The sequence below is a fragment of the bacterium genome, from assembly GCA_024224155.1.
Taxonomy (GTDB): Bacteria; Acidobacteriota; Thermoanaerobaculia; order Multivoradales; family JAHEKO01; genus CALZIK01.
Genome location: JAAENP010000186.1, coordinates 1 through 23,405 on the forward strand (window position 1 = coordinate 1; position 23,405 = coordinate 23,405).

The 23,405-nt window shown below is 65.1% G+C and carries 14 protein-coding genes and 1 tRNA gene; 11 read left to right on the forward strand and 4 right to left on the reverse strand.

Annotated features, from left to right (window positions below):
- Positions 1 to 247: 247 nt before the first annotated feature.
- Entirely contained in the window at positions 248 to 3,613 is a 3,366-nt protein-coding gene (locus GY769_10450; protein ID MCP4202342.1) for a M20/M25/M40 family metallo-hydrolase, read from the forward strand.
- 13 nt (positions 3,614 to 3,626) lie between these two features.
- Here the strand turns inward: GY769_10450 and GY769_10455 are convergent, their stop codons facing one another.
- Entirely contained in the window at positions 3,627 to 5,564 is a 1,938-nt protein-coding gene (locus GY769_10455; protein MCP4202343.1) for a hypothetical protein, read from the reverse strand.
- Positions 5,565 to 5,645: 81 nt separating this feature from the next.
- Between GY769_10455 and GY769_10460 the strand changes: the two genes are divergently transcribed.
- The 9 genes from GY769_10460 (at position 5,646) to GY769_10500 (ending at position 16,804) form a co-directional block, all read left to right on the forward strand.
- Positions 5,646 to 7,070 (forward strand): peptidase M64, encoded by a 1,425-nt coding sequence (locus GY769_10460; protein MCP4202344.1) that lies wholly within the window; start codon positions 5,646 to 5,648, stop codon positions 7,068 to 7,070.
- 113 nt (positions 7,071 to 7,183) lie between these two features.
- Positions 7,184 to 8,398 carry an alginate export family protein gene (locus tag GY769_10465; protein MCP4202345.1) on the forward strand — a complete coding sequence of 405 codons (1,215 nt, stop codon included), beginning with the start codon at positions 7,184 to 7,186 and terminating at the stop codon, positions 8,396 to 8,398.
- 67 nt (positions 8,399 to 8,465) lie between these two features.
- Complete coding sequence (locus tag GY769_10470) at positions 8,466 to 8,756, forward strand: chaperone NapD (protein MCP4202346.1); 291 nt, start codon at positions 8,466 to 8,468, stop codon at positions 8,754 to 8,756.
- Positions 8,757 to 8,805: 49 nt separating this feature from the next.
- Positions 8,806 to 11,523, forward strand: a complete 2,718-nt coding sequence (napA, locus tag GY769_10475) for a nitrate reductase catalytic subunit NapA (protein ID MCP4202347.1) — start codon at positions 8,806 to 8,808, stop codon at positions 11,521 to 11,523.
- 2 nt (positions 11,524 to 11,525) lie between these two features.
- Positions 11,526 to 12,011 carry a hypothetical protein gene (locus tag GY769_10480; GenBank protein ID MCP4202348.1) on the forward strand — a complete coding sequence of 162 codons (486 nt, stop codon included), beginning with the start codon at positions 11,526 to 11,528 and terminating at the stop codon, positions 12,009 to 12,011.
- A 67-nt stretch (positions 12,012 to 12,078) separates the two neighbouring features.
- A complete protein-coding gene (locus GY769_10485) occupies positions 12,079 to 13,938 on the forward strand; it encodes an NUDIX hydrolase (protein ID MCP4202349.1) in 1,860 nt (619 codons plus the stop codon).
- Between the two features lie 31 nt (positions 13,939 to 13,969).
- Positions 13,970 to 14,821 carry an aspartate/glutamate racemase family protein gene (locus tag GY769_10490; protein MCP4202350.1) on the forward strand — a complete coding sequence of 284 codons (852 nt, stop codon included), beginning with the start codon at positions 13,970 to 13,972 and terminating at the stop codon, positions 14,819 to 14,821.
- Positions 14,822 to 14,908: 87 nt separating this feature from the next.
- Positions 14,909 to 15,982, forward strand: a complete 1,074-nt coding sequence (locus GY769_10495) for a P1 family peptidase (GenBank protein ID MCP4202351.1) — start codon at positions 14,909 to 14,911, stop codon at positions 15,980 to 15,982.
- Between the two features lie 84 nt (positions 15,983 to 16,066).
- Positions 16,067 to 16,804, forward strand: coding sequence for a TonB family protein (locus GY769_10500; GenBank protein MCP4202352.1), 738 nt, complete (start codon positions 16,067 to 16,069; stop codon positions 16,802 to 16,804).
- Here GY769_10500 and GY769_10505 read toward each other — a convergent pair.
- The 3 genes from GY769_10505 to GY769_10515 all read right to left on the reverse strand — a co-directional run bounded on the left by GY769_10505 (position 16,791) and on the right by GY769_10515 (position 21,314).
- A complete protein-coding gene (locus tag GY769_10505; protein ID MCP4202353.1) occupies positions 16,791 to 19,049 on the reverse strand; it encodes a hypothetical protein in 2,259 nt (752 codons plus the stop codon). The genes GY769_10500 and GY769_10505 overlap by 14 nt on opposite strands.
- Before the next feature lie 97 nt (positions 19,050 to 19,146).
- Entirely contained in the window at positions 19,147 to 21,165 is a 2,019-nt protein-coding gene (gene tkt, locus GY769_10510) for a transketolase (protein ID MCP4202354.1), read from the reverse strand.
- Between the two features lie 57 nt (positions 21,166 to 21,222).
- Positions 21,223 to 21,314: transfer RNA gene (locus GY769_10515), tRNA-Ser, on the reverse strand.
- A 485-nt stretch (positions 21,315 to 21,799) separates the two neighbouring features.
- On the opposite strand from GY769_10515, the gene GY769_10520 reads away from it, so the two are divergent.
- Positions 21,800 to 23,404 carry a glutamate--tRNA ligase gene (locus GY769_10520; protein MCP4202355.1) on the forward strand — a complete coding sequence of 535 codons (1,605 nt, stop codon included), beginning with the start codon at positions 21,800 to 21,802 and terminating at the stop codon, positions 23,402 to 23,404.
- The last annotated feature ends 1 nt before the right edge of the window (position 23,405 follow it).

Genomic DNA, 23,405 nt, shown 5'->3' on the forward strand with positions numbered 1-23,405 from the left:
GTGTTTGCGTCCAGCCGCGACGCGGCGCCCGGCGAGCGTTCGATCGCGCTCTATTCCATGGACATTTCGTCGTTGGGTGTCGCGCTGCCGCTCGGCGGTCCCTAGGAAGAGGGGGCCTAGCAACAGCAGAGGTCGGTTCCGAGACGGTGATGGACAAGCGCGGACGCCGACGTATGCGCGGCCGGTCTGATACGGACTGGCTCGGGAATCGCGCGGGCTAAGATTCAACGAAGAGGAGACTGCTGTGATGCTCAGAAGAAGCCTGGTGGCGATTTGCTTGTTTGCCTGCTCCAGTCTGGCCTCGGCCGACGGTCGCGTCCGGCATGAGATGACGATCGAGCTCGACCCGGTGTCGCATCGGATCGAAGTGACTGACCGCATGACCCTGCCGGTTGTGCCGGAGGGTGAAGTGATCGAGTTCCTGCTGAACTCCGCCCTCGAGATCCGCCAAAGTGATCCCCCGGTCAGCGAGGTGCCGCTGGGTGACGTCGATGATTTCTTCGGCATCAACGCCAGTCCCGAGGAGGATCGGGCGCCGTTGACCCGCTATCGGGTGAGCGCGGTGCCGGAGGGAGGCGCTCTCGTTTTCAGCTACGAGGGGGTCTTCGACTTCGGACTCTCGGACGAGAAGGAGCAGTACACGCGCGGCTTTCGAGCGACCGTCGGCCAGCTCGGCGAAGAGGGCGTGTTCTTGGGTGGAAGCAGCTTCTGGTACCCGTACTTCGACGAAGGGCTGGTGGAGTTTCAACTGAGCCTGGATCTGCCCGCGGGCTGGCACGTCATCAGCCAGGGCGAGGGGACGTCGCGGGACGAAGAGGGGAGCGCCCGTTGGGACTCGCAGGGCCCGATGGACGAGATCTATCTCACCGGTGGGCCGCTCGAGGTCTATCGCGAGGCGGCCGGCGCGGTCGAAGCGCTCGTCTATCTGCACGAGAAGGATGATTCGCTGGCGGGCAAATACCTGGCTGCTACCGCCCAGTACATCGAGATGTACCGCGATCTCGTCGGACCCTATCCCTACGGCAAGTTCGCCCTGGTCGAGAACTTCTGGGAGACCGGCTACGGCATGCCCTCGTTCACCTTGCTCGGTCCGACGGTCATCCGTTTTCCGTTCATACTGCATTCTTCGTATCCGCACGAGATTCTGCACAACTGGTGGGGTAACTCGGTCTTTGTCGACTATGAGACCGGCAACTGGTGCGAGGGCCTGACGGCCTACATGGCCGACCATCTGATCAAGGAGCAGCGGGGCCAGGGAGAGGGTTATCGGCGCGACGCGTTGCAGAAGTACCGGGACTACGTCAAAGAGGGACGGGACTTTCCGCTCACCGAGTTCCGCGCTCGCCACAGCTCGGCCACCGAAGCGGTTGGCTACGGCAAGACGCTCATGGTCTTTCACATGCTGCGCCGGCAGGTGGGAGACGACGCGTTTCGTCGGACGTTGGCCCGTTTCTACCGCGGTTTTCGCGGTAAGAAGGCGTCGTTTGCCGATCTTCGGACGAGCTTCGAGTCGGTAACCGGGGAAGACCTCGGGGGCTTCTTCGAAGATTGGGTGACGCGGCCGGGGGCTCCCGCCCTCGGCGTGAGCGTCTCCGCCGTGCGCGAGGAGCCGGACGGCTACAGCGTGACGGGAACGCTCACCCAGACCCAGGGCGGGCGGCCCTTCGAGATCGGTGTGCCCGTGGCCGTGCACACCGCCACGGGGACGGAGACGTCGCTCGTGCGACTTACCGGGAACAGTCAGACTTTCGAGATAGAGACCGACGCGGAGCCCCTGGTGCTCGAGGTCGACCCCCAGTTCGACCTCTTCCGCCAGCTCGATCCTCGCGAGACCCCTCCCTCGATCGGCCGCATCTTCGGGGAACCGGAGATCCTTGCGATCTTGCCCGCGGACGCCCCCGCCGCCGCGGTCGAGCAATACCGCGAACTGATGGCCGGTTGGCAGAGCGAGGGTCATACGATCGAGGTCAAGCTCGACAGCGAGGTGGCGGAGCTGCCCGAGGATCGATCGATCTGGGTTCTGGGCGCCTCGAATCGCTTCGCCGACCCGCTCTTCGTCCAGGACCGGCCGGAAGGTCTGTCGGTGTCCCGCGACAAGGTCAGCTTCGGTGAAGACAGTGCGCCCTTGGACGGGCATACGGTGGTCGCAATCCGGCGCCACCCGGACCATCTCGAGAAGGCGATTGGCTGGCTGATCGTCGAGCCGGAGGCGGCGTTTTCGGGCATGGGGCGCAAGCTGCCCCACTACGGCAAGTACTCCTATCTGGCCTTCGAGGGCGACGAGCCGACCAACGTCGTCAAGGGCCAATGGCCGGCCTCGAGCTCGCCCTTGCGCCTGGATCTGCGCCCTGCGGACCGTCGATCGGAGCCGCTGGCCGCCCTTTCGCTCGAGAAACGGACGGCTCTGGCGGAGCTCCCGCCCGTCTTCTCTCTGAGGGCGCTGATGGAGCACGTCACCTTTCTAGCCTCTCCCGAGCTCGAGGGCCGGGGAGTGGGTGGCGACGGTCTTCGGAGGGCGGCCGAGTACATCGCGGAACGGTTCGAGGCGGTCGGGCTGACTCCAGGAGGCGGTGACGGCACCTGGTTTCAAGGCGTCGAGGTGCCGAGTGGTCCCGACGGAGAGCCGGTCGAGGTGGTCAACGTCGTCGGCTATCTCGAAGGCGCCAACGCGGATTGGGCTGATCAATCGGTGGTGGTAGGCGCGCACTACGATCACCTGGGCCGAGGTTGGCCCGACGTTCATCAGGGGGACGAGGGCGCGATTCACCCCGGGGCCGACGACAACGCCAGCGGGGTCGCGGTGCTTCTCGAGCTCGCCGCGAACCTGGCGGCGGGAGATCGACCCGCGCGCAGCCTGGTGTTTGTCGCGTTTGCCGCCGAGGAGGCCGGTCGGCACGGATCTCGCCACCACGTCGAGCAGGGAGCACCGTTCCCGACCGCGGGCATCCGCTCCGTGATCAATCTGGACACGGTGGGCCGACTCTTCGATCAAAAGGTGTCGATTCTCGGGACCGGTACGGCCGACGAGTGGCAGCATATCTTTCGCGGCTCGAGCTTCGTTACCGGCGTCGAGAGTCGTAATGTTCCTCACTCCGCCGAGGCTTCGGACCAGATGAGCTTCATCGATAAGGGAATCCCGGGAGTCCAGATCTTCACCCAGGCCCATGGCGATTATCACCGCCCCGGCGACACGGCGGAGAAAGTCGACGGACCCGGCCTGGTCAAGGTGGCGACTCTGGTCAAGGAGGCGGTCGCGTACCTCGCCGAACGGGAGGATCCCCTCACGGTGACCATCGACTCTACGGCCGTTGAGACGGCACCGGACTCTGGGGCGGCTGCGCCCTCCGGCAGGAAGGTGCGGTTCGGCACCATTCCGGACTTTGCCTTTCAGGGTCCGGGGGCGAGGATCGACAGCGTGGCGCCGGGCTCACCGGCCGAGAAGGCGGGACTCCGGCAGGGTGACATCCTGGTTCGCATCGGCGAGCGGCAGATCGGTAGCCTCCAGGACTTCTCCGAAGCGCTGAAGGCTCTCGGCGCGGGCGAAACGGTCCGGGCGACGGTACTGCGAGAGGGCGAAGAGATCACCGTACCCGTCACCGTCGAGGCGCGATAGCTCGTAAGCCGGGCTACGGTGACGAGGCCACCGCGACCTCGAGATGATCGACGATCTTGTCGCGGCGCTCGAGTAGGGCCTCGATCTGGCGGTCGCTGATCAGTTCGCCGACGTGCAGGTCGAGAGCTTCGCGGCTGAGCGCCTTGAGCGCCGCGGTCAGCTGAGCGGGGGTCGAGAGCGACTGGCCCACTTCGGGTGGCAAGTCGGTTGACGTGGTGAAGGCTCTGGAGTGGTCGATGAGCATGATCTTCTGGTCCTTGACCAAGCAGAGAATGTCCGCCTGCTTCCGACCGGCGTTGCCGATCAGGGCGTCGAAGAGTCTGCTCCGGGCCAGCTGAGCGGAACTGAGCGGGGTTTTGCAGAACTCGAGCTCGTAGGCCTGGACAGCCTCGCGATCGATCGCGCCCTCGACCCAGGCCTGCAGGGACCCCGCCTGACCCTCCAGCGTGCGAACCACGGCCACGGGGACCATTCCGAGCCCGATCGCGCGGTCCAGCCGGTACGCCGCCACCTCATGCTGGTAGCGGTCGCCCTCGACGTCGCTTTGGACGGTCTTGAAGATTCCCCGGCGGATCTCGCCTTCGCTCTCCAAGACCATCAGCCGAGGCCGGGTGCTCCCCCGGCCGAGGTTGCGCGATGCGATGACCGGGGAATCCGAGAGGAACCGGTCCAGCTCGTGATCGGGCAACGCTGCCGTTCTGGAAGAGAGCAACTGACCCAGCGGCAGCTCACGAAAAGGTTTGGTCCTCTCCCCATTCGAGGAGTTGAGCACCAGAATCTCCCCCTGTTCCGCGACCAGTGCCAGAGGAGCCTCGCTACCGTCGATATTGTGGTCGATACGAAACAACCGGCCGTGAAAACGGGAGGTGATCCGGCTGGTCGAGGTCGGGCTATGGGCGACCACCATGGCCGAGGCCCCGAGCAGCTCGAGAGACCGCTCGATCGTGTCTTGCTCGAGCCGCTCGTCCTGGAGCGCGTTGCCGCGATACCAGAGGGGACCCTGAGCACCCAAAATCGGGTTGTTCGCCGCCAGGAGGAGGCTCCGCGCGGTCTCGCGCAGTTTTGCCGTGCGGCCGCCGCGCCTTGTTTCGAGGAGCTCCGCGGCCGCCTCGCCGAGCTGGAGGAAGTCCATGACCCCCGAGATCGCGCCCTCGCGCTCGAGGGCTTGTCGAGCCTCGAGATGCCGCCGCACCTGGTCGGTCATTCGCCGATTGATGTCGTCGATTCCGAGGGCCGCGAAGTCCTCGCTCAGCCCTCCATGCAGGTATGCGACCTCGTTGATCTTGACAATGGCCGGTCGCAGAAGCAGCCAGCTGCCGTACTCGCCGTCGGGATTCAAGGCCTCCTGCCGGGCGAAGAAGCCCGGTGGGTACTTTTGGTTGAACTCGCGGAACGTGTCCGAGCTCCAGTCGCCACCTTTGAGCGCGGCGAACTTCCCGAGTGCGGCTTTGCGGACCGCCTTGCGCTCTTTGGGCGCGAAGTGTCTGTACGCCGCCGGGCTGACATAGCGGGTGTCCCGAAACAGATTCATCACCTCGTGATTGCCGAGCAGCACGTGGACCCTACCGCCGCCGGCAACGCTCTCCTGTTCGAGTCGCCGCAGTACGTCCATGAGCGGCCGGTCGTCGTCGCCTCGATCCAGAAAGTCGCCGGCCACGACCAGATGGCTCGCCCCACCGCTCCAGCGGAGGTTCCGGTCAATCAACTCGGCCGCCGTGAGGAGCCGGATCAGCTTGTCGTGGTTGCCATGGAGATCCCCGACAGCAACGACCCGTGAGACTCCCTTCCACTCCCAGGCCGCCACGCGCTCGGCCTCCGGTGTTGCCGAGGTGGGCATCCCGAGCATTGCCATTTGGAGAACGAAGCCGGCGGCCAGCGCTTGTCTGGCCAACCGGTATCCGGGGCGCGCGAGAAGCCGCCGCTGCGTTCGATTCTGGGTCTCTGTCGTCAAGAAGGACTGCTTCGGTCTGGCGTGAGGTTTCCGATGACCTCGGACACCGGGCCGCCTATCCTAGCAAGCTAGAATCACCTCATGCTCAAGCACCTGCTACTCGTGATCTGCGTCCTTCTCGTCGCCACCGGCCTGCCACCTTCGGCCCTGGCGTTCGATGCTCATTTCACTGGCGCCACCATGCGCCTCGACCTCTTCCACACCGGCAATGCCGAAAGCGAGACCGTGACCCTGGATCGGGTCCGGATCGAGGGTCCCTGGCCCGGAAGCCGAACCCAGCTTCTGGATGCCGCCAACCTCGGCAAGTACTTCTTCGAGGTCGTCGATCTCGGGAGTCAACGGGTGATCTACTCGCGCGGGTTCTCGTCGATCTACGGCGAGTGGGAGACCACTGGTGAAGCGGCGGAGGGAGTCATGCGGACACTGTCGGAAGCGGTGCGATTTCCCGAGCCGCGGCGGCCGGTCCAGGTGCGCCTGCGCAAACGCGGTGCGGATCAGAGTTTTGCCGAGATCTGGCAGACGACGATCGACCCGGTCTCGCGCCATGTCCATCGGGCCAGCGTACCGGCTCGCGACCTGTGGCCGGTGTTCGAGAACGGAGACCCGGCGGTCAAGGTGGATCTCCTCATCCTCGGGGACGGCTACACCGGCACCGAGATGGCGAAATACCGGGCCGATGTTCGCCGTATGACCACCCACCTCTTCGACCACGAGCCGTTCGCTTCGCGTAAGAGCGACTTCAACGTCTGGGCGATCGACACGCCGGCGCCCGAGACCGGCATCTCGCGGCCGCGCTCGGCCCTGTTTCGTGACACGCCGCTCGGGACGAGCTATAACTCGCTCGACTCCGAACGCTACGTGTTGACGCTCGACGACCGCGCCTGGCGCGACGTTGCGGCGGCCACCCCCTACGACTTCGCCATCATTCTGGTGAACAGCGAGAAGTACGGCGGTGGCGGCATCTACCGGCTCTACGCCACTGCCGCCGTCGATTCCGCGTTCGCGCCGTACCTGATGGTGCACGAGTTCGGGCATTCGTTCGCGGGGCTGGGGGACGAGTACTACACCTCGGACGTCGCCTACGAGGACTTTCAAGGTGGAATGATCGAGCCATCGGAGCCCAACATCACGGCCCTGAGAGATCCGGAGAGCCTCAAGTGGCGCGACTTGGTCGCGCACAGCACTCCGCTTCCGACCCCATGGGCCAAAGAAGCCTTCGAGGAGAAACAGCACCAGATTCAGGCCGAGCGGCGGAGACTTCGCGCCGAGGGCGCGCCCGAAGCCGCCCTCGAAAAGCTCTTCACCGAGGAGCGCGAAACGATGACCGCGCGGCTCGCGGCTGAAGAGCACGCGGGCAAGGTGGGCGCCTTCGAAGGCGCGGGTTATCAGGCAAAGGGTCTCTACCGGCCAGCGGCCGACTGCATCATGTTCACGCGCGACCAGGTCGGCTTCTGCCCCGTCTGCAGCCGTGCGATCGAGCGGGTGATCGATCTCTACCGCGAGTAGCTCGTTCAGCGGCCGAGTCGCCTACCCCATCGGGTGGCCGGAATCGACGCGAGTCTTTCTAGAATTCTGTATTCGGCTCGTATCCGCGATACGCCTACTCCGGGAGCGTGAGAATGAAGTACCTCAAATCAAGTGTCTGTGTATTCTGCGCGGGGCTCCTTTTGCTGAGCGCCACGGCGCGGGCCGAGGATGAGCCGACCGGCTTTGCCGAGAGCCTGAAGAACGGCACGGCGGCGATCTCGCTGCGCTACCGGTTCGAGAACGTGTCGGACGACGCCGTGGTTAGGGACGCCGAGGCCTCGACGCTGCGCACGACACTGAGCTATCGGACGCAGAAGTACAAGAAAGTAAGCCTGTTCGCCGAGGCGGAGAACGTCACCGCGGTGGGTGACGACAACTACAGGAACCTCGGCGCGGGCTCGCTGTCCAATGGCGTGACCGACCGGGCGGTGGTCGCCGATCCGGCGCTGACCGAGCTCAACCAGGCCTATCTGAGGTGGGACAACGGCAAGACGAAGTGGACGATCGGCCGTCAGGAGATTCTCTACGGCGATCAGCGCTACGTCGGTGCGGTCGGTTGGCGCCAGAACCACCAGTCGTTCGATGGCCTGAACCTGGTCAGCCAGGCGGTCGAGAAATGGACCTTCTCGTATTCGTTTCTGACCGCGGTCAACCGTATCTTCGGGGACAGCCAGGACCTGGCCGCTCATCTTGCCAACGCCAAGTTCGACTGGGACGGCGTCGGGGCGCTGACCCTGTACGGGTTTCTCCTCGACTACGATGATGTCGCCGCCCTGTCGTCGTCCACGTTTGGCGCCGAGCTCTCGGGCAAGAAAGAGCTAGAGGGCGATTGGGCCCTGCTCTACGAGATCGAATTGGCCCAGCAGTCGGACGCCGGCGACAATCCGGCCGATCTGGATGTCGGCTACCGGCATCTCGCTCTGGGAGGCTCGCGCGGCAAACTGACGGTGCGCGTCGGCCTCGAGGTCCTCGAGGGCAGCGCCGGGGGCGCCTTCCGCACCCCGCTCGCGACTCTGCACAAGTTCAACGGCTGGGCCGACAAGTTTTTGGCGACGCCGCGAGATGGCCTCGAAGATCTCTATCTCGAGGTGCGTGGCAAATGCGCCAAGGGCGTCGGCTGGGCCGCGATCTACCATGACTTCGGAGCCACCGAGGGCGGCGCTTCCTATGGCGAAGAGCTCGATCTCCTGGCTACCTACAAGACCTCCTGGAATCAGACGATCGGGCTCAAGGGCGCGCTGTATGATGCCGAGAGTCACGCTGCGGATACCGACAAATGGATGCTCTGGACGGCCTATTCTTTTTGATCGCCGGCGCGCACGGTCGAAGAATCACTAGGGGCCGCCTAGCGAGGGAGGTTGAAACGCTACGGGAATGACCATGCACTATTCGGGGATCGTGGTGGTGTCGAAACCGTTGCGCGTAGGAGACTGCCAGCGCGCGTTGGAAGCGCTCCCGGGAGTCGAGGTGCACTACTGCCAGCCGGAGACCGGACGTCTGGTCGTGGTGCAGGAGACGGAGAGCGCCGAAGAGCAGGAGCGCGGTCTGCGGCACATCCAGGCGCTGCCGGTCGTCGAGGCCGCCGCCCTGATCGAGCATCGGATTGACAGGGGCATTGACCCGGGCATCGACACGGAAGACGGCGGCGCCGGGGCTTCGTCGTAGAAGGAGGTCATCAGTGGAATTAAAACCAGGCTGGTCCCGACGGGACTTCATGAAGGCCAGTGTCGCCGCGGCAGCCGCTTCAGTCGTCGGCATTCCGGTGCCCGCCTGGGCATCCGCGGAGAACGGCTGGCGTTGGGACAAAGGCGTTTGCCGCTTCTGCGGCGTAGGTTGCGGCCTTCGCGTTGCCAGCGAGGGCGGCAGAGTCGTGGCCGTCCAGGGCGATCGCCACAATCCGGTCAATCGCGGCCTGCTGTGCGTCAAGGGCTACGCCAACGCCCAGATCCTTTACGGCGAGGACCGGCTGACTCGGCCGCTGCTGCGCATGAAGGACGGCGAGTTCGACAAGCAGGGAGACTTCGTACCGGTTTCCTGGGAGCGCGCCTTCGACGAGATGGAACGCCAGTTCAAGCGCGTCCACGGCGAGCTCGGACCGACCGGTGTCGGCATCATGGGCTCGGGCCAGTACACGGTGCAGGAGGGCTACGCCGCGGTCAAGCTGCTCAAGGCCGGCTGGCGCTCGAACAACATCGATCCTAACGCCCGGCATTGCATGGCCTCGGCGGTGGCCGCCTTCATCCAGGTGTTCGGCATCGACGAGCCGGCGGGCTGCTACGACGACATCGAGCTCACCGACACGGTCGTTCTCTGGGGCGCCAACATGGCCGAGATGCACCCGATGCTCTGGGCCCGCATCACCGACCAGCGCATGGCGCGTGACGACTACCGGGTGGTCAACCTCACCACCTACTCCAACCGCAGCTCGGACATGGCCGATCACGAGATCGTCTTCAAGCCGAACACCGATCTGGCCATCTGGAACTTCATCGCGCGCGAGATCGTCGCCAAAGGGGGCGTCGACCAGGAGTTCGTCGACACGTACTGCGTCTTCGCCACCGGCCCCTACGACATCGGTTTCGGCATGCGTGGCACCGACGAGTTCGCTTTCGACGCGGAAAAAGACACCCAGCGGCGCCAGCGCGGCGTCGTGCTGACCCGCGAGGAAGCCATCGCCCAGCGCAAGAATCCGGACGAGGTTCACGAAGTGGCGCAGGGCAATGCCGCTTCCGCCGGCAAGCACTGGCTAATCTCCTTCGACGAGTTCAAGCGCGCCCTCGAGCCCTACACCTTGGACTTCGTCGCCGAGCTGTCGAAGGGCGATCCCGACGAGTCCCTCGAGAGCTACAGGAAGAAGCTCCAGCAGCTGGCCGACTACTACGTCGACCGCGAACGCAAGGTCGTGTCGTTCTGGACCATGGGCTTCAACCAGCACGCTCGCGGGACCTGGGTGAACGAGCAGGCCTATATGGCGCATCTACTGACCGGCAAGCAGGCCAAACCGGGCAACGGGGCCTTCTCGCTCACCGGTCAGCCCTCGGCCTGCGGAACCGCGCGCGAGGTCGGGACCTTTGCCCATCGCCTGCCCGCGGACATGGTGGTTGCCAACCCGGCCCACCGCAAGCGCTCCGAGGAGGTCTGGAAACTACCTGCCGGGACTCTCAACCCGAAGGTCGGTAGCCACATCACCAAGATGATGCGCGATCTCGAGGACGGTTCGCTCAAGTGGCTGTGGGTTCAGGTCACCAATCCGTTCCAATCGACGGCCAACGCCAACCACTGGATCCAGGCGGCGCGGGAGCTCGACAATTTCATCATCGTCTCCGACGTCTATCCGACGCTGTCGAGCAAGGTGGCCGACCTCATCTTGCCCTCGGCGATGATCTTCGAGAAGTGGGGTGCCTACGGCAACTCGGAGCGCCGAACGCAGATGTGGCGCCAGCAGGTGCCGCCGCCCGGCGGAGCCCGTAGCGACGTCTGGCAGGTCATGGAGTTCGCCAAGCGCTTCACCCTGGCCGAGGTCTGGGGCGAGCAGAAGGTGCCGGGCCTCGCCGCCGACGGTTTCGAGGACGGCCGGCTGCCGGATGTTCTGGCCGCCGCCAAGAGCAAGGGCTACAAGAGTGAGCACACCCTCTACGACGTGCTCTTCGACACCCCGGCCAACCGCGAGTTCGCCTGGCCGGACCCTGTGGCCGACGGTCGCGAGAACTGCACGGTCGCCGACGCCGGCATCGACTGGTTTCCCGAAAAGGCGCTGTTCGAAGAATACGCCTCTTTCGGTCGCGGTCATCATCACGATCTGGCCGACTTCGACACCTACTATCGCGACGACGTTCGCGGCCTGCGCTGGCCGGTCATCGACGGCCGCGAGACCCGATGGCGTTTCAACGAGGAGGACGATTCTTACGTCAAGCAGGGGTCGGGCTTCGAGTTCTACGGTGGCGCCTTGAAGGCGCTGCCGAGCGGTGACCTCGACGGGGTGACCGCGGCCGACAAGACCTCTCTCGCGGGACGGGCGAAGATCTTCTTCCGTCCCTACGCCGCGCCGGCCGAGAGCCCCGACGCCGAGTATCCGCTGTGGCTGTCGACCGGCCGGGTGCTCGAGCACTGGCACTCGGGCTCGATGACTCGGCGCGTGCCGGAGCTCCACGCCGCGGTGCCGACGGCGCAGCTCTTCATGCACCCGGACGACGCCAAGAAGCGCGGCTTGGCGCAAGATGACCTGGCATGGATCGAGTCGCGCCGCGGCAAGATCCAAGCCCGGGTGGAGACCGCCGGCCGCAACACGATGCCGCGGGGCATGGTCTTCGTGCCCTGGTTCGACGAGGGCGTCTTCATCAACAAAGTGACTCTCGACGCAACCTGCCCGATCTCCAAGGAGACGGACTTCAAGAAGTGCGCCGTCCGGGTCTTCAAGGCGAAGGGAGCCTGATCATGAGTAAGCCAGTCACTCTGTTGGTCGCACTCGGACTTCTTCTGGTGGCGGGTTCGGGCGGCGTCGGTCTGGTAGTTGCGCAAGACTCGGCAGAGCCGATACCAGATGCCGAGGTCGGCCTGGCCAAGGGCAGCGTCTTCGAGGTGCCGGTGCCGCCGGTGCCCATGGTCAACAGCAGCGATCCCGGCGACAGGCCGCCGGTCGGCCGCGCCTTCGCGAGTGCTCCTCCCCTGGCACCGCACGCGGTGGCCGACTTCATGCCGATCACGCGGGAAGAGAACTGGTGCGTCGATTGCCACACACCCGACTGGAGGGCTCCCGACGAAGAAGACCCGACGGCGATCCCGGTCAGTCACTACGTGAGCCTGCGTGGCGACACCGATGAGATCGGCGGCAAGGTCGTGGGAGCGCGGTGGGTCTGCGTCTCTTGCCATGTGCCGGAAACCGACGCGCCGGCTCTGGTGGGCAACGATTTCGCAGACTAGTAGTCAGTGGCTTGCCGGGGCTAGCTTGGGCTCGCGGGGCAGGCTGGAACATGAACCGAGGAGTGCCATGCAGAGGAATCGACTTGCCCGCATCGGAAGACTCTGGGAACGCTATTGGGGCATCGGCTCCTTGATGGCACTGGGGCTTGCGGTTACGGCAAGCGGGGCCGAGTTGCCACCCGGCTATTGGAGCGCCGGCGACATCGAACCGATTCTCGAGCGCACGCTGATCGTTCGTCTGAAGCCGGACCTGTCGGGTCTCACCGAAGCCGAGCGGATGACGGTCGACGATCTGCTGGCGGCGGGACGGATTCTGCATCGTCTCTACCTCGAGTCGGTTCACCCGCAGAGCCTCGAAGCCCTGGCTGAGCTGGAGGCTAAGCACGACGAGCTCGCCCACAGCGAGGAGGCCTCGCGCGTGACCGGAGACCTGCTGGATCTGTTTCGAGTATTCAAGGGGCCGATCGCGACGACGCTCGACAATCGTCGGACTCCGTTTCTTCCGGTTGCCGCCGAGGTGCCGGGCAAGAACGTCTATCCGGCCGACGTGACCCGCGAAGAGCTCCGGGCCTGGCTCGAAGAGCACCCAGAAGAGCGCGATTCGATCCTGGATGTGCGTTCGGTGGTACGAAGGGTGACACCTGACAAGCTCGAAGCCGACCTGGCTGCGTTGGAAGGACACTCCGAGCTTGCCTTGATGCATCCGCGTCTGGGGCAGCAGCTGGCGGAGCTTGCCGCCGGGCTCGCCCGATCCGACATCGATGCACAGCCGACCGGCTTCTATGCGGTGCCGTACTCGGTGGGCTACGCCGATGAGATTCTCGAGGTATACGATCACTTGCGGCACGCCGCAGAGACCATCAGGCCCGAAGACGCGGACTTCGCAGCCTATCTCGGCAACCGCGCCCGCGATCTTCTGGCCGACGACTACGAGGCCGGCGACGCCTCGTGGGTCAGGGGCCGATTTGGGCGCTTGAACGGCCAGATCGGCAGCTATGAGACCTACGACGATGAATTGCTCGGGGTGAAGAGCTTCTTTAGCGCCAATGTCCTGCTGCGCGATGAGGAACGCACGGACAAACTCGCCGCGGCTATAGGTGGCCTCCAGAGACTGGAGGACAGCCTGCCCTACGGGCACCACAAGCGAGTGTCGTCGGACATTCCGGTCGGGGTCTACCACGTGATCGCGGACTTCGGGCAGGCTCGCGGAACCAACACCGCCACAATCCTGCCCAACGATGCCGATCACGCCCGCAAGTACGGCCGCACCATCATGTTGCGCTACAACATCATGACCCACCCCGACCTGTTTGCGAACACCAAAGCCGGTTGGGCCGCGGCGGTCGCGCCTGGACACGCCGACGATCTCACCCTGGAGGGCAACTTCAACCGTACTCTCTGGCACGAGGTGGGGCACTACCTCGGGCCGTCGGCCACCGCCGAGGGGGGAGACCTGGCGCAGGCACTGGCCGAGTCTTCGGATCTGATCGAAGAGCTGAAGTCCGATCTGGTGTCGCTCTATGCCGCGCCGGCATTGGCCGAGAGCGGCTACTACGATGCCGCCGGCCTGCGCTCGGTCTACGCCGATGGCGTACGGCGCACCCTGCAGGCGGTGAAGCCGCGCCGGGCCCAGCCGTACCAGACCATGCAGCTCATGCAGATGAACTTCTTCCTGGAGCACGGACTCCTGTCCTGGAGTGACGACGGCCGCCTCACCATCGACTATGAGAGCTATCACGAAACCGTCGCCGCCTTGCTCGCCGAGGTCTTGGCGATCCAATCGACGGGTGACGCCGAGCGTGCGGGCAGGCTGGTGGACAAGTACGCGGTTTGGGATGACGCTAGGCACGAGCCCTTGGCGCAGCGCATCCGGGCGGCTGCCAAGTACCGTTATCGGCTGGTGCGCTACGCGGCGCTGGGAGAGTAGCGGAAGCCTGGCCCGATCGGCGGACAGCTTCATGCCAGATCAACCGGTAGCGCGCGGCGAGAGTGCCTGGGCCAGGGTCCTCGGTATCGTCGGTGGTCTCGGCCCGCACGCGCACATCCGCTTCGAACGGTTACTCTTGCGGGAGGCCGAGGCGCGAGCTCTTGGGACGGTCCTCGGCGATCGGGACTACCCGCCCTTCCTGGTTTCGTCTCTTCCCGGCACGCCGGACCGCACGGAATACGTCCTGGGCCGAGGGCCTTCGCCGCTTCCCTGGCTCGAGCGTAGCCTGCGGGCTCTCGAGGCGGCAGGAGGGGCGGGCGACGGGGTCGGCGCCGACTTCGCGGTCATCGCCTGCAACGCGGCCCACGTCGTCCTGCCCGAGCTGAGAGCGGCGAAGATCCTGCCGATTCTCGACCTCGTGAGCGAGACGATCGCCCACGTTCGAGGCCGAAGCGCGGTCCGGACGGTCGGTCTCCTCGCGACGACCGGAACGCTCGTGGCGGGGCTGTACCAGAAAGCCTGCGCGGCACACGGCTTGGACGCGATGAGTCTGCTGGATCTACCGGGCGGCGAACGGCTCCAAGAGTCGCTGGTGATGGCCTCGATCTACGGTACCGCCAAGCAGCCCGGCATCAAGGGCGGCGCTCACCGGCAGCCCGAGCATCGAGACCGGTTGCAGTGCGCCCTCGAGCGAGCGGTTGCTCTGCTGAGGGATGCGGGAGGGGATCTGGTCGTGACCGCCTGCACCGAGATACCCCTGGTTCTCAGCCCCCGAGGGCCTGGAAGCCCGCTCGGGGTCGAGGTCGTCGATCCGCTCGAGGTCGCGGCGCGCGCGGCGATTGCGGTCGCCGCCGGGGAGCGCGAGGCCGAGATCGATCTCTAGAAGGAGTCGAGGGTGAGAGCATTCAAACCTTTCGTTGCGATCCTGTTGCTTGGGTCGATCGGGACGCCACCGGTGGTGGCCGAAGCAATTGGGCGGCCCCGAGCCCGAGACCTCGGGATCCGGCCGGGAGTCCTTCAGCCGGGGCCGCAAAACGGCATCACCGATGTCGAGGGAGTGCGTGTCGGTCACCGGACGATAGTGCGTGGCGAGGGCGTGCGCACCGGGGTCACCGCGATCTTGCCCCATGGCGGCGATCTGTTCGTCGCCAAGGTTCCTGCCGCCGTCTACGTCGGCAACGGCTTCGGCAAGGCGGCTGGGTTTCTCCAGGTTCACGAGCTCGGCAACATCGAGACTCCGATCGTTCTGACCAACACGCTCTCGGTCGGCCGGGCGATCGAGGCGGTCGTGCGCTGGACGCTCGCTCGCCCCGGCCACGAAGCGGTCCGGTCGGTCAACGCCGTGGTCGGCGAGACCAACGATGGCTACCTGAACGACATTCGAGGACTTCACGTGACCCAGGAGGACGTCATCGCCGCGATCGAATCAGCGAGCCGGGGACCGGTCGAGGAAGGCAGTGTCGGCGCCGGAACCGGAACCAGCGCTTTTGGATGGAAGGGTGGGATCGGGACCTCGTCCCGGCGCCTGCCCGAGTCCCTGGGTGGCTACGCCGTCGGTGCTCTGGTGCAGACCAACTTCGGCGGGGTCTTGACCATTGACGGCTTGCGTGTGGGAGAGACGCTGGGTCGCTACAGCTTCCGCGAGGCTCTCGAGACCGAAGAGGCTCCGGCCCCGATCGATGATCGGGGCTCCTGCATGATCGTCCTGGCGACCGACGCACCGCTTTCTTCGCGTAACCTCGAGCGCCTGGCCCGGCGGGCGGTTTTGGGGTTGGCACGCACCGGCGGCTTCATGTCCAACGGCTCGGGAGACTTCGTGATTGCCTTCTCGACCGAGAATCTGGCCGGCCCGGGAAACATCCGAGAATCGAGGCTCCTGGCCAACGATCGGATGAGCCCGCTCTTTCTGGCCACGGTGGAGGCGGTCGAGGAGGCCGTCTACAATTCGTTGCTGCGGGCGACCACCGTCCGCGGCCGCGACGGCAATGTGCGCGAGGCGCTGCCGATCGAGCCTCTGACCGCGCTGCTGTCAGCGCGCCCCTGAGGCGGCAAACTGCATTGGTGTTGGCCTCGTAGTTGCTTATCGACAGTGCGAGGGCTCCAGGGAACTCGGCCCGGGTTTTTTGTAATGTTTGAGAGAAGCTCCAGTTGGCAACGCTTCGGCGGCAACGGCGAGAAGGTGATCAAGTCGCATCTCGGCTACGTGCCCCAGCTGGATTCCGATGACACCAACGAGAAACGCGGGCTGCGGTTGGCGGTCGGCGCGGCCATTGCGGCGCACATCGTGTTCTTTCTGCTTCAGTTCCCGGCGGCTCAGGCGGTGCTGCGGCCGGCGGGGCCGGCGAAGCCGGTCTATATCGTTCAGCAGGTTCGCTTCGCGCCGCCGCCTCCAAAGGCGGATCAGCTGCAACCGAAGAAGAAGGAGAAGAAACGCGTCATCCCGATTCCGGATCCCACGCCCGAGGAGCCCGAGCCCCTCCTGCTGGCGGAAGCGGAAGCTCCGGATGTCGATGTTGCACTCGATGGCGTCGTATTCGGCATTCCCGATGCCCCACCCTCGGACGGTCCGTTCGGACCGGTGTACCAGCTTGGCGGCGACATCTCGCCGCCCGTGAAGATCTATTTCCCCTCGCCCCGGTATACCGAAGAGGGGCGCCAGGCGCGCATTCAGGGCGTGGTTATCCTCGAAGCCGTCGTGGACGCCAACGGCGACGTCAATCGGGTGAAGATCCTCAAGGGGCTGCCATTCGGGTTGAGCGAAGAGGCGGCGGAGACCGCTCGCCAGTGGAGGTTTCGCCCGGCCATGAGGGCCGGCAAGCCGGTTTCGGTCTACCTGAACCTGACGATTCGGTTCAGCCTGCAGTAGTGGTGGCGGTCGGAAGCCACCGGATTACCGAGACGGCCGGCTCGGGCGACATCAGGGCGCTGTCCGGGCACTCGAACAGGAGGCTTGTGGTGTCGGTCGCCAGCAGGGTCCGGGGTGTCATGAGCGACGGCCGATGTTGGCTGCGTCGATAGGCGTGTAGTTCGACCTTCTCTCCTCCAAGCGTCAGCTCGCAGTCCGGAATCTGCTCCCAGGAGAGGGAGACGTCGAGGGAGATCACCTGGCCGGCTCGGAAACGACTCGGCAGGCCCGCCTGGAGTCCTTGCTTGGTTCGCCGACTCCAGGCGACGGGATGCAGGGTCGGAACCTTGCCACCGGCTCGACCTCCGTAGACACGCCAGGGGTGGGCAAGGACAACCAGCGTCGGCCCCCTTCGCCTGAAGAGCTGTGCTTCCAGGGTCGCGACGTTCCTGGCGTCGATGCGCTCGATGCGACTCAGATAGAAGTGTCGATCGGGTCCGTCGAGTCTCGATTCCGGAAACACCTCGAAATCCGCCAGATCGAGCGAAAGAGGGGGCGGTTCGGAGAGCTCGTGCCAGTGCAGTTCCAGCGGTACCAGCGCGGGGCCCTCGGATTCCCTTGCCTTGAGATTCAGAGGAGAGGTTTCGGTGGCGACAGTTCTCTGGCTCAGGAAGCCCGCCGTCTTCCTGATCCAGAGCGAAGCGGCTTCTGCCGTGGTTTGACTCACGGCTCCGCGGTAGAGGTGCATTGCGTTGGGGACGAGCACCAGCGCCAAAGCCGGGACTACCGAGATTCGCAGGACGCTCCCGGAAACACCTCGCCGCCGGAGCCCGTTGTCGATCGAGCGCCAGATCTCGAAGAGGACGCCGCAGAGAACCGAAGGCAGCAGGAGAACCATGGCATAGAAGAAGCGTGGGTAGGGTAGGTCCACGAGCGCTACGAGGATGGCATGTAAAAGAAAGAACGTGAGGCCCAGGACAGAGAGGACCAGAAGTCGGTCTGTTTTTCGGGTCGTCTCGCTGTCCGTGGAGTAGGCGCCGGCGCGCCTTAGCCGGAGTCCGAACGGGAGTGACAGAGCGGTCAGGATCGCCGGCCAGCGAATACCGGGCTCTGCCACCGTCCGGAGCATCGAGACGACGACGGTGTCCCGAACCCATTGCGCATAGTGCAGTGGCTTCTTTCGGATGATGTCCCAGGACAGCCGTTTGAGGACTCGGTTGGTCTCAATCTGGATATGAGGCGTCCTCCGGTCCGCGAGGTCGTCGCTGGCTCGTTGGGTCTGTATTCCCGCGGCCGCGTGTCCGACGGCGATTCGGTAGATGTTGAAATTGTGCTGAGAATGCCAGACCAGGATATCGCCTCCGAGCGGCATGGGCTGCCAGCCTTTCAGCTCGCGATCGCGCAGTATGTCGTCGGCCAGATCCCGGTTTCGGGAAAGCCCGTCCACCAGGCTTCGGTCCAGCAGAGAGGCCGTAACGCCGATCAGGTTGTAGCCTCCGAAGGAGACCAGGGCGAAGTCGCCCACCAGGGTCCAGCGCAGGAGGTTGAAGGAAAGAAAGGGTAGGGCAGTGGCCGCGAGCAAGCCGAGTCCTAGGATCAGACTCGAAGCAAGGCGGCGATTGGCGTAGGCCAGACGCAGCAAGACACCCATGAGCGGAATCAGGGCTACCAGGAAGACATAGCCCGGTCGGACCAGATAGGTGGCGAAGACGGATAGCGTCAGGGCGATCCAGAGCAGCCGTGTCCGAGGCCTCGACGCAACCAGAAGGAGCAAGGACACCGAGACCAGCGCCAGGGCCGCGGCCAGGAAGTCGGGCTGGATGCGGTCGACGATTCTCCAGATGCTCGCGTAGTAGAGGGGGCTCACGAAGGCCAAGGCGAGCCATGCGGATCCTGTGTAAACACGGATAGAGAGCCATAGGAGCAGAACCGCTGCCAGGAACACCAGCGCCTGGGTCGGCGGGATCCTCCGGAAGACCCGATGACCGTGGCGCGCCTGGTTACCCGCGTGCCCGCGGTCTGCTCTCAAGCCAAGGCTCTTCATGAACAGGGGATACCCGAGGGTGCGGTGGCTCGTGAGCGCCTGCGACAACGACGGAGCCAGCGCCGCTTGCCTGTAACTCGGGGTGTCCGGAACCACCGTTGCCTCGAGGCTGCCCGAGATCTCGAGCAGCAGAAACACGCACGCCGCCTGCACCAGCAACCAGAAGAGCGGCCAAGAGAGCAGCCCGGGAAGCGAGCGGCGAGCTGGTCGAGCGAGGTTCATCGAGCCGGATTCGGATCTTGCGGTGGTCGGCGACGGCCACAATCTACCCTTGGCCGGGAGCCTTCGCCAGTCGATGCCGCTGGCATGTGCGAGCTGACTAGTCCGACAACAGAGCTTTCAGGCGACCGGCGACTTGGGTCGGCGTGAAACCGAAAGGCTCGAGAAGGTCGGCATACGGAGCCGAGGCGCCGAAGCGGTCGACCGCGACGGTCGCGCCCTGGCTGCCGACGTATCGATGCCAGCCCAGGGACGCGCCGGCCTCGACCGAGACCCTGGCCGTGACCCAAGCGGGCAAAACACTCTCGCGGTACTCGGCATTCTGCGCCTCGAACAGCTCCCATGAAGGCAGGCTCACGACCCGAGCTTCGACGCCCTCGGCAGCGAGCAGAGCTTGGGCTTCGAGGGCGATCGCGACCTCGGAGCCGGTCGCGATCAGCAGCCCCCCGGGCGAGCCCCCGGGAGCCTCGGACAGGATGTAGCCACCGCGAGCGACACCGTCGCGGGCGAGCTCCGCGGTTTGCTCGAGAATCGGCAGCTTCTGCCGGGTCAATACGATGGCGCTTGGCCGGTCGCGGCGCTCGAGAGCCACCGCCCAGGCGGCCGCAACCTCGTTGGCGTCGGCGGGTCGCAGGACGGTCAGCTGAGGAACCGCGCGCAACGAGGCCAGATGGCCCTCCGGCTGATGGGTCGGTCCGTCTTCTCCGAGGAAGATCGAATCGTGGGTAAAGACGAAGATCGAGCCGATCTCCATCAACGCCGCCAGACGCACCGAGGCGCGCATGTAATCCGAAAACACGAGGAAGGTGCCGGCATAGGGAATGAACGCCTTCGACAGCGCCAGGCCATTGAGAATCGCGCCCATGGCGTGCTCGCGAACACCGTAGCGAAAGTTGCGAGCCAGCCGGTCGGATGCCGAGAAGTCGCCGTCGTCGCTGAGGTAGGTGTTGACCGAGCCGGTCAAGTCCGCCGAACCGGTTACGAACTCCGGAAACACCGGCGCCAAGGCGTTGAGGACCGCCCCGGAGGCCTTGCGAGTCGCGACCGGGCCGTCGGCGGGGGTGAAGACGGGTAGCGAGCTCTCCCAACCCTCGGGAAGATGGCTTGCGAGTCGTCGATCGAGCTCGGCGGCCTGCTCGCCGTGGCGCTCGCGGTGGGTTTGCCGAAGCGCCTTCCACTCGGCCTCGAGCCGTTTGCCGCGAGAAACGGTGGTCGAGAAGGCCTCGCGGGTCTCCTCGGGGATGTGGAACCTCGGATCCAGCGGCCAGCCGAGAGCCTTCTTGGTCAGCTCGACCTCGTCTTTTCCCAGTGGCGAGCCGTGCGCCGATGAGGAGTCCTGCTTGTTGGGGCTGCCGAAGCCGATGTGGGTGCGGACGACGACAAGGGTCGGTCGTTCGGTCTCTTCCGCCGCGAGCTTGGCCGCGGCGTCGAGAGCGGCGAGGTCGTTGCCGTCTTCGACTCGCAGAATGTTCCAGCCGTAGGCGGCAAAGCGCTGGGCGACGTTTTCCGAGAAAGAAAGGTCGGTTGAGCCATCGATTGAAATGCGGTTGTCGTCCCAGAACACCTTGAGCGATCCGAGCTTCAGGTGACCGGCGAGGGAACAGGCCTCGGACGCGACGCCCTCCATCAGGTCTCCGTCACTGGCCAGTACCCAGGTGCGGTAGTCGAAGAGCGTCAGATCGGGTTGGTTGAACTCGGCGGCCAACCGCTCGTGCGCGATGGCCATACCGACCGCCGTGGAGATGCCCTGACCGAGCGGGCCGGTCGTAGTCTCGACACCCGGCGTCAAGCCGTACTCGGGGTGGCCGGGTGTCTTGGAACCGAACTGGCGGAAGTTCTTGATCTCGTCGAGCGAGAGGTCGTAACCCGACAGATGCAGCAATCCATAGATAAGGGCCGAGGCGTGTCCGCAGGAAAGCACGAACCGGTCCCGGTTGGGCCATTCGGGGTTGGTCGGGCTGTGTCTCAAATGGCGGGCGAAGAGAGTGTAGCCGAGGGCAGCGAGGCCCATGGGTGCGCCCGGGTGGCCCGAGTTGGCGCGCTCGACCATGTCGACGGCCAGGAATCGGATCGTATTGACGGCGACCAGATCGACGTCGGTTGGGGACCAGGAGGCCATGGCCGTTCTCCCTTCTGCGGTTCGCCCCGCAGGGCAGGTTTCGAGGAGTAAGAATGATGGCGGAGAGGGGGGGATTCGAACCCCCGGACCAAGTTACCCCGGTCGCCTGCTTAGCAAGCAGGTCCGTTCGACCACTCCGGCACCTCTCCCGGTCGAAGGCGGACATTGTATGTCAATCCAAGACGGTTCGGGACTCCTTCCCCCGACGTTCGGATATGCGGTGGTGTGCCAACCGATAGCGAGCCGCCGGTGCCGCCTCTCCGCGAGCGAAGAGAGGCTCGCTGCGAGGCGCACACGGCCGGCCTTTCATTCTCGGTGTCGAGAAAAGGCTTCGGCGCGGCACACGATGCCGGACTGCGTGGTGCCGTTGGCAAGCTGCGCCGAGGCTAGCCGAGCCGGCATGCAATCCGCTCAGGGGGCTCTCCGCAAGCGCTCGAGAAGAACTCTCGAAGGTCCATGCTGGTCTGCGCGCAGCGGAGCGCAGGCGAGGGCCCACCTGTGCAGGCCTCTTGCCCGAGCCGTCCCCTGGAGGATTGCCTGCCGAGCGGCGCCGAGGCGCAGACGTTCGCTTTTGCCGTATGCTTCGTTCTTCGCGCTGGGCTAGCGCCGGCGCGGTCACCTCCACGGCACAATCATGGTCCGCACCCGCTTCGCTCCGTCCCCGACCGGCTACCTCCACATCGGAGGCGTGCGCACGGCACTGTTCAACTGGCTGTTTTCGCGCAGTCGGGGCGGCTGCTTCGTCCTCAGAGTCGACGACACCGATCGTGAGCGCAATCTGGACGAGACCCTGGCACCGATTCTCGATGGCTTCCGCTGGCTGGGCATCGACTGGGACGAGGGACCCGAGGTGGGCGGCGACTACGGGCCCTACTATCAGTCGCAGAGAGGCGAGCTCTATCAGGCAGCCGTGGATCGGCTGCTGGCCTCGGGGCACGCGTACCATGACTACGCCAGCTCCGAGGATCTCGCCGAGGAGCGCAAACAGGCGGAGGCCGACAATCGGAAGTTCATCTACAGCCGCCGTTTCCGGGCGGAGGCCGAGGCCGATCGCGAGCGTTTCGAGTCCGAGGGACGGCAGGCGGTGGTGCGTCTCGAGATGCCGCGCGCGGGCGAATGCCGTTTTACGGATCTGATTCGCGGCGACATGGCCTTCGAGTGGAAGCGCGAGCAAGATCACGTGATCCAGCGGGCCGACGGCTCCTGCCTCTACCATCTGGCCTCGGTAGTAGACGACCACGAGATGGCGATCAGTCACGTGATTCGAGCCGAAGAGCACCTTTCAAACACGCCCCGCCAGATCTTCATCGCCGAGAGTCTGGGCTACGAACTGCCCGAGTACGCCCACCTACCCTATGTTGCCGAGCCCGGATCCAAGAACAAGCTTTCCAAGAGGAAGCTCGCCAAGTATCTGAAACACCCGGAGTTCGCGCGCCTCACGGAGCACGGCGAGGAGATCGCCCGAACCATCGGCCTGTCTCCGGACGCTGAGACCTTCAATCCGGTGATCGTCGACTTCTACGAGACGATCGGGTTCCTGCCCGAAGCGCTGCTCAACTATCTCGTGCTGCTGGGCTGGTCGCTCGACGACAAGACCGAGCACTTCGATCGGGCGGCGATGATCGAGAGTTTTTCACTGGAGCGGGTGCAGAAGTCGCCGGCGAGCTTTGACCCGATCAAGCTCATGACCTTCGAAGGGAGACACATGGAAGAGCTCTCGATCGGCGAGCGGTTCGAGTTGTGCCGGCCGTTCGCCGAGCGCGCCGGCTGGGCTCTGGATACAGCGGAAGCGGCCGATCTACGAGCGATCGTGGCGGCGGCCGGTGACCGGATCAAGGTGGCGGGAGACGTTCTCCAATTCGAGGACTTCTACCGTGCCGACGACGAGCTCGACTACGACGAGTCGGCCTGGAACAAGCGTCTGGCCGGTCCCGAAAACGCAGCCGGTCTGCTCGCCGATTTCCGGCGCGAGCTGGCCGCCATGGATGCGTTTGACGAAAGGCATCTCGAGCAAGTCATGCGGGACTTCGTCGAGAGCAAGAGCATCAAGCTGGGCGAGATCATTCACGCAGTACGTGTTGCCGCGACTGGCAAGGCGGTCGGATTCGGCATGTTCGAGACCTTGGCTATTCTCGGTCGAGGCCGTACGCTTGCCAGAATTGACCGGGCCCTGGCTCAGCTGGCTCAGCTGGCTCAGCTGGCCCGGCTCGATCGGACCGGACCAACGGGCGAGGAGTAAG